Here is a 796-nt window from a genome sequence, read left to right on the forward strand (position 1 = left end):
GGGGGCTTCACGGCCTTAGCATCAGAAGATTCAGTGCTGGACGCTCCATAACGGGTACCGGAATATCAACCGGTTATCCATCGACTACGCCTGTCGGCCTCGCCTTAGGCCCCGACTTACCCTGGGCAGATCAGCTTGACCCAGGAACCCTTAGTCAATCGGCGCAAGAGTTTCCCACTCTTGTATCGCTACTCATGCCTGCATTCTCACTCGTGAACCATCCACAACTCGCTTACACGGCTGCTTCACCCGGCACACGACGCTCCCCTACCCACCCNGAGTGACACGACTTCGGCGGTGTACTTGAGCCCCGCTACATTATCGGCGCAGAATCACTTGACCAGTGAGCTATTACGCACTCTTTCAAGGATGGCTGCTTCTAAGCCAACCTCCTGGTTGTCTCTGCGACTCCACATCCTTTCCCACTTAGCACACGCTTAGGGGCCTTAGTCGATGCTCTGGGCTGTTTCCCTCTCGACCATGGAGCTTATCCCCCACAGTCTCACTGCCGCGCTCTCACTTACCGGCATTCGGAGTTTGGCTAAGGTCAGTAACCCGGTAAGGCCCATCGCCTATCCAGTGCTCTACCTCCGGCAAGAAACACACGACGCTGCACCTAAATGCATTTCGGGGAGAACCAGCTATCACGGAGTTTGATTGGCCTTTCACCCCTAACCACAGGTCATCCCCCAGGTTTTCAACCCTGGTGGGTTCGGGCCTCCACGACCTCTTACAGCCGCTTCACCCTGCCCATGGCTAGATCACTCCGCTTCGGGTCTAGGGCACGCTACTCAAT

1 rRNA gene (cut by both window edges) is annotated in these 796 nt (G+C 56.4%); it reads right to left on the reverse strand.

Going from position 1 to position 796, the window contains the following annotated elements:
* A 23S ribosomal RNA gene (locus JJV70_RS09120) occupies positions 1-796 on the reverse strand (it extends past both window edges: 1356 nt to the left, 545 nt to the right).

The sequence above is a fragment of the Streptomyces sp. JJ66 genome (assembly GCF_019303495.1).
Taxonomy (GTDB): Bacteria; Actinomycetota; Actinomycetes; order Streptomycetales; family Streptomycetaceae; genus Streptomyces.